General features: G+C 48.1%; 7 protein-coding genes and 1 CRISPR repeat array. Of the genes, 3 read left to right on the forward strand and 4 right to left on the reverse strand.

All coding sequences use genetic code 11. The annotated features are described in order from the left end of the window. Positions 1-26: 26 nt before the first annotated feature. Positions 27-1073: a CRISPR direct-repeat array (repeat unit 36 nt; unit sequence GTTTCCGTCCCCTTGCGGGGAAGTGGTTTCGGAAAG). A gap of 33 nt (positions 1074-1106) precedes the next feature. Then, the gene (locus WBA89_RS07940; protein WP_424405392.1) at positions 1107-1340 is read right to left on the reverse strand and encodes a hypothetical protein; all 234 of its coding nucleotides are present in this window, start codon (positions 1338-1340) and stop codon (positions 1107-1109) included. A 397-nt stretch (positions 1341-1737) separates the two neighbouring features. Between WBA89_RS07940 and WBA89_RS07945 the strand changes: the two genes are divergently transcribed. Next, a complete protein-coding gene (locus tag WBA89_RS07945; RefSeq protein ID WP_424405394.1) occupies positions 1738-2733 on the forward strand; it encodes an SGNH/GDSL hydrolase family protein in 996 nt (331 codons plus the stop codon). 67 nt (positions 2734-2800) lie between these two features. Here the strand turns inward: WBA89_RS07945 and WBA89_RS07950 are convergent, their stop codons facing one another. After that, entirely contained in the window at positions 2801-3859 is a 1059-nt protein-coding gene (locus WBA89_RS07950; RefSeq protein ID WP_424405402.1) for a Gfo/Idh/MocA family oxidoreductase, read from the reverse strand. 96 nt (positions 3860-3955) lie between these two features. Next, complete coding sequence (locus tag WBA89_RS07955; RefSeq protein WP_424405404.1) at positions 3956-4111, reverse strand: hypothetical protein; 156 nt, start codon at positions 4109-4111, stop codon at positions 3956-3958. A gap of 209 nt (positions 4112-4320) precedes the next feature. On the opposite strand from WBA89_RS07955, the gene WBA89_RS07960 reads away from it, so the two are divergent. After that, positions 4321-4803, forward strand: a complete 483-nt coding sequence (locus WBA89_RS07960) for a hypothetical protein (protein ID WP_424405396.1) — start codon at positions 4321-4323, stop codon at positions 4801-4803. Positions 4804-4863: 60 nt separating this feature from the next. Then, a complete protein-coding gene (locus WBA89_RS07965; protein WP_424405398.1) occupies positions 4864-4995 on the forward strand; it encodes a PEP-CTERM sorting domain-containing protein in 132 nt (43 codons plus the stop codon). Between the two features lie 35 nt (positions 4996-5030). Here WBA89_RS07965 and WBA89_RS07970 read toward each other — a convergent pair whose 3' ends face one another. Then, positions 5031-6368, reverse strand: a complete 1338-nt coding sequence (locus WBA89_RS07970; RefSeq protein WP_424405400.1) for a PrsW family glutamic-type intramembrane protease — start codon at positions 6366-6368, stop codon at positions 5031-5033. Positions 6369-6712: the final 344 nt, after the last annotated feature.

The following is a 6712-nucleotide window of genomic DNA, read 5'->3' on the forward strand; positions in this document are numbered from 1 at the left end:
CTCCTGCTCCAATCGCTCCCTAGTTTGTTTCCGTCCCCTTGCGGGGAAGTGGTTTCGGAAAGTTGAAAACGGTGAAACGGTATGGGTCTCTGATGGTTTCCGTCCCCTTGCGGGGAAGTGGTTTCGGAAAGTCAATGTCGAACTCCCCTCGGAGATTCGTGAACAGTTGTTTCCGTCCCCTTGCGGGGAAGTGGTTTCGGAAAGTTACTTTCACCAAAGCAGTGGTATCTTCGCGATGGATTGTTTCCGTCCCCTTGCGGGGAAGTGGTTTCGGAAAGGATCATGTTTAGAAGGCTGTAAAACTTGGTTTTGAGGAGCTTCCGTCCCCTTGCGGGGAAGTGGTTTCGGAAAGATTTTTTGCACCTGTTGTTCCAGTTTCCACTCCAGTTTCCGTCCCCTTGCGGGGAAGTGGTTTCGGAAAGTTTTATTGTTCCCGTAGTTGACGGGGAGGAAGTTGAAGTTTCCGTCCCCTTGCGGGGAAGTGGTTTCGGAAAGTCATATGAAAGTTGGAGATTTGGGATACGATGTTTCCGTCCCCTTGCGGGGAAGTGGTTTCGGAAAGATCGGCAATTTGAAAGCCCCGACGGACAAAAGTTTCCGTCCCCGTGCGGGGAAGTGGTTTCGGAAAGTGAGAGAAACGAGAAAACCTAGTGAAATTTAAGGAGAAGTTTCCGTCCCCTTGCGGGGAAGTGGTTTCGGAAAGCTACGTGGGTGTCGAGGAAAAGTTGGTGACCTGCGGTGCGTTTCCGTCCCCTTGCGGGGAAGTGGTTTCGGAAAGTAGTGCATGTTCCAAAGCTGGGCTACCTACTGTTACATTTGGGTTTCCGTCCCCTTGCGGGGAAGTGGTTTCGGAAAGTCGGGATGACGAGGAGTAAGGGGTAAGCCAATAAAGGTTTCCGTCCCCTTGCGGGGAAGTGGTTTCGGAAAGCTGATCTAAAGAAAAATCTGACAATTTGGTCAGTATGTTTCCGTCCCCTTGCGGGGAAGTGGTTTCGGAAAGTCAGTCCAGCAAAATCAAAGTGTTTCTTCACACTCTTGTTTCCGTCCCCTTGCGGGGAAGTGGTTTCGGAAAGAGTTCTGCTACAACCCCTTACCCAGCAAGCGTTTCAGGCGTCAAATCGACGCACCTTTTTTTTACTTGCAATAAATGGGGGGTAACTTGCAACAAGCACCGCCTCCAAATTGCTGAAATCCTGACACCGAGAGGCATCGACGCACCTCAACCAAAAAATCGGGGTTTGACCGATCGCCCGAAGTGCGTCGATTGCATTTGAGACAAACCAAAAAACCGCACTCTCAGCGCAAATCAACGCTTTCTTCAAAGCTTTGCGTAGAAGCATTCGCTTTCTGCTGCGCCAAAACTGTAGAAACTTCCATCGACGCACCTCAACCAAAAAATCGGGGTTTGACCGATCGCCCGAAGTGCGTCGATTAGTAGTGCCGCCCCAGCGACAAACAAACCGCGCTTCAACCAAAAAATTATTTTGTTTTCAAGATTCGGAGTAAAAACTTTTGCTTGCTAATAGCTGGTCAAAATATTTGACACTTCAGAGTCGATCGGGCACGAGGATGATTAAGACATTTGGGTCTTAGTCCGCAGGTAGGTTTTTACCTCTTGTCCGATTTATCTACTCTACCATATTCATTTGTGAAGATGGATTTGTTATTTTACTTAACAATGCAAAAAAGCCGTCCTCAAAGCACGGGGTTTTCAACCCAATTTTCTGATAAGTTCTGATGTTTTTATTGCTTCTTCCTTCTTCTTCCTTCTTCCTGTTAAAAATTTTAGCTGTTACCGCAGGATTGTTCGTGCTGCTGGAACTGCTGCTGCGACTGCTGGGTGTTGGCAATCCCTTGATTTACGTGGCCGATGCCGAGTGCGGCTATTTGTTGGCACCCGATCGCACAGTGCGCCGTTTGGGCAACCTAATTCAGATTAACCAGTATTCCATGCGATCGCCCTCGATCGCCCCGCTTCCAGAACCCCAAACCCTGCGCGTCTTGCTGCTGGGAGATTCCGTTGCTAACGGCGGTTGGTGGACGCATCAGACAAACACCATCTCGGAACTGATGGCCCGACAGTTGAAACAAGAATTTGAAAATTTACCCATAGCACAACCGGAGGCAAAAGTCAAGTATTTTGATTTTGAAGTTCTCAATGCCTCAGCCAACTCCTGGGGACCGAGAAATCAACTTGCCTACGCCCAGCGCTTCGGTTTGTTTGGATCTCAAATTGTAGTGCTGCTGCTGAATACAGACGATTTGTTTGCCTCGGCCCCCAACGCTGCCGTAGTGGGGCGCGATCGATCTTATCCCGACCGCCAACCCCCGCTGGCGACACTAGAACTGCTGAGGCGCTTCCTGCCAGCATTACCCGCCAATACCCCAACAGCCCCCGCCGCCGAAAATCGCGATCGAGTCGGCTCCAACCTAGAAGCAATCCGCCAAATCAAAAGCACAGCGGATGCTGCCAGATGCCAGTTTGTCCTGGCTCTAACGCCCAAACAGCATGAATTCGGCGAGCCGGGCCCCCGCGACTGGGAAGTCGAGGCCAGAGAGCGTCTCGCCGAACTCGTCGAACGCGAGAAAATTACTTACATAAATTTTCTCCCGATTTTCAATTCAGCAGCGGAACTTGCAACTTTGTATCGAGATAGCATTCACCTGAGTCCTCAAGGAAATCAGTTAGTTAGCAAAACTATCAGTCATCAATTGACCTGCTCCCCAATGTGAAAGTAGGGGGTTTTCATCAGTCACTGTACGGCAGCAGCTTTGTTGGCATAAATTGTGACATCGAATACTAATTAACCTGCAAAGTAGGCTCTAACTCTTTCGGATTCGGATACCAGGCTTGACCGTCGAGAGCCATTTGCTCGATCGAACTTGCAAGCCGCAGAGCTTTGAGAGCTTGTTCTCCCCCCACAGAAGGCTGATTTCCACCCCGCACGCAATTAATAAAATGCTCCAATTCTGCATGGAGAGGTTCAATATTGCTGGTGTAAACTTTCTCGATCAACCCATCTTGACGGTAAAGCACCTGACCGTAATCTGTCACGTAATTGGCGGTTGTTTGTCGGTGAATCAAGATTTCGTTGTTGAGAAAATCTGCTTCTGTCAGAGAATTTTTGCAGTGAGCCGCGATTGAACGGAGTTTGCGGTGCGTTACCTTGCTCGCAGTCAGAGTGGCAACAATGCCGTTAGCAAAGTTCAGCGTCGCTGTCACGTAGTCCAAATAACCCGAATCTGATGCCCTGCTGCCCGTGGCCGTCAGTTTCACCACTTGGGAATTTGCCAATTCCAGCAGCAAGTCGATGTCGTGGATCATCAGATCCAAAACTACCGATACATCGTTTGCCCGATGCGAATAGGGACTCATCCGGTGAGCTTCTAGTGCCAGCAATTCTTCAGTCTTCAGCACTTTGCCGAGTTCCTGAAAAGCTGGATTGAAGCGCTCGATGTGACCCACTTGCAAAATCCGGTGGGCTTCAGCAGCCGCGTTGACCAAAGATTCGGCTTCGGCAATGCTAGCCGCGATTGGCTTTTCAATTAAAACGTGAACACCCGCTTGGAGACAAGACATCCCCACAGGGTGGTGCAGGCGAGTTGGAACGGCGACGCAAACTGCATCTACGTGGGCGAGCAAATCTCGGTAGTCTTCAAAGAAGCGAACCCGGTATTTGCTGGCTACATCAATTCCTCGCTCTACATTTATATCTGCAACGCCCACGAGTTCGACATCTTTTAGCAAGCTCAAAATTCGTGCGTGGTGCTGCCCCATATTGCCAACCCCAATTACCCCTATGCGAAGGGGTTCGGGTTGACCTCGGTGGCCGAAAACGTTTGCGTATCCCAATGACATCCTATCTAGCACTCCTGGATTCTCCTCCACCACAGGAATCAAGCCCGTTGGCTTCCTTAAGCTACTCACAGCCATCCAGATAGTACCACAGTGAAACTATTTGTGAAGAATTTCTAAGTTGAGTTGGGCAGTTGGCAGCGGGCTGTTGGCTGTTGGCTGTTGGCTGTTGGCTGTTGGCTGTTGGCTGTTGGCTGTTGGCTGTTGGCTGTTGGCAGGCTCTCCTGGGTTTATGGTGTATACGGTATCAAGCACAAATATTCGTAATTCTGTGATGCCCTCGGAGTCAAGGATATGCGGTTTGCTTATCACCTCAAAATCAGGAGAGCCTGTTAACAGTCAACAGTGAACAGTCAACAGTGAGCAGTTAACAGTCAACAGTTATATGTTAAGAATTCGGATACTTAGGCGCGATCGCGCCTGTTCGATCGAATAAAGTTGAATAAAATCTGATGAAGCCGACTGTGAATCAGAAACAAAGACAGAGATTCGGAAGTGCGATCGCCTGCACAATCCTGAGTTGTGCAGCCTGGTTATTGGCAGGAGTTGACAAAGCACAAGCCGCCGTACTCACCTATAACTTCCAAGTAGAAAATAGTAATAGTAGCGGTTTTTTCAAGGTTGAAAAATCCTCGCTTACAGCAATAGGAAATGAACTAATTACAGTGTCCAAGGGAAGATTAAACACTAATATAACTGCCTCTTTTCCAGGTAGCAATTATCAACTAAAAGGCAAAAATTACTACAATTTGGTAGGGGCTACAGTTTCATTCGATCGATGGGAGTTTCGCGGGCTGCAAGCACGCGGCTATGACTCAGCGAGTAGAGAAGTTAACATTTCTTCAGACGAGCCAGGAGAGCCTTATTACATCAAGTATGCGGGTAGCGCATCTTGGAATATGGCTGACAACGGGCCATTTTCTCTGTTTTGGGGTATGCGGAAGTAATAATTAGTAACAAAAACCGTACCATTGCTATAGACATAGGTCAAAAACCGAGAGTCGATTATGCAAAGGTTTCTTACACTTAGAGTGGATACCGCAGCCGAACCAGTTCCCGAACCAATTACGGCTGCAGGGACAGCTTTAGCACTGGCAGGTTTAAGCTGGTTAAAACACAAGAAAAAAATGGCAGTTTGAAGCGCGATAGCTGTCAATAATTAAGCAGTCAGCCGTCATTTTTCATAAAATATGCGAGTAGCAAAATTTTGTTTCCGATTCGGAGACAAAGCCCTAGCTTTCAAAATCGCGGCTACCAAAAACGCATAGGACAAAACTCCTACCAAAGCCAGCAACATTACGCTGACGGCACCTGACGCATTCCACAATGCGTGAAGTGCGGAGGCGCTGAAATAACCTACGCCCAAAATTTGCCACCGCTTTCTGGGTTTGAGGGCGCTCAAACCGATAAAATATCCCAAATAGCCGCTGTAAGCCATGTGTCCGGCGGCGGAACCCAAAATTCGGGGAATTAGCAACTGCAATCCTACTAATTCTCCGGCTTCTGGCCCTGCTTGCAGGGTGATGTTTTGGATGATATTGGGAACGTACTGGCCGAGAGTTTCTAATAGTGTAAAGCCGACTGCCGAGGCACTTCCTAACAGAATTCCGTCTAAAGGTTCCCAAACGCCGATGCGATCGCGCCAGGGATTTTTTAGTAAATTTCCCAGCAGCATCGCTCCTAAAACGGGCAGTGCTTTGAGTAATTCTTCCATTAGACCCGCTCCGAAGAACATTCTGATTAAAAAAGGCAAAAAGCTGATTTGTTCGCCTTCTGCGGGCAAACGGCCGGGCAAAATTTCTCTAAATACTAATATAAATCCCATCAATAAGGGGCTGAGCAATATCAGGACGGTAGCTAAAGCGGTACCCAGCAATACCCACCAAGGTTTGTGTTTGCCGCACAGTTGATAGATGAAGTAGTAAGCTGCACCGGCGAGGTAAGCTGACAGCAGGAAGTTGAAGGCTGCAGAATTTCCGACGGCGAGAAACATCGACACGACAAAGATAACTGTGGCTATACCGGGATATAAGTAGGCTTTTTGACCTAATTGTTTGCCCGTGGAGGCGATCGGGAATAATTGAGTTAAAGTTAGAGCGTCTTTTTCGGGCGGCTCAAAATTGCCGGTTGGGGCCTGGGAGAATTCGGGTTTAGTTGGGTGAGGGGTTGCGGAAGTTTCAAATATGAATTGAGGGCCGTCTATACCGAGACTGATGCGATCGCCCGTTTGTAGTATTTGGCAGCCTTGGAGTTTTTCGCCGTTGATATAAGTTCCGTTAGCGCTGTTGAGGTCGCAAATTTGCCATCTCGTCCAATTACCCTGAGTTAGGGGACGGACTGCGGCGTGGCGACGGGAAACCATGCCGTGGGCGATCGACTCTAGGGCTATTTGACAATTGCGATCGCGCCCGATCGCCACTTCCCCATTTTCATCAAGTTGGTACTTGGACGCTGGCGCTGTCGCAGCGCCTTTGGCTGACACTTGTCGCAAAAATCCGATTTCATTAGTCATTAGTCATTAGTTATTAGTTATTCGTTATTAGTTATTCGTTATTAGTTATTCGTTATTAGTTATTAGTTGGTAGGGGCGGTTCCCCCGTGCCCGCCCTTAGTTGTTGTTAGTTGTTAGTTGTTAGTTGGTAGGGGCGATGCCCCCGTGCCCGCCCTCAGTCGTTAGTTATTAGTTGTTAGTCATTAGTCATCAGTCGTTAGCCGATCTTATTTGTTGGCAGTATTGATAACACAGTTATTAGTCATTTTCTCGCTGTTTAGTGATATTGTTTATTATCCGCAATCTTAATTCCACAGTTATGAAATTTTAGATTCCGAGTAATAACCAATAACTAATAACCAATA

Origin of the sequence: Microcoleus sp., assembly GCF_049646505.1 — a bacterium.
Classification (GTDB): domain Bacteria; phylum Cyanobacteriota; class Cyanobacteriia; order Cyanobacteriales; family Microcoleaceae; genus Microcoleus.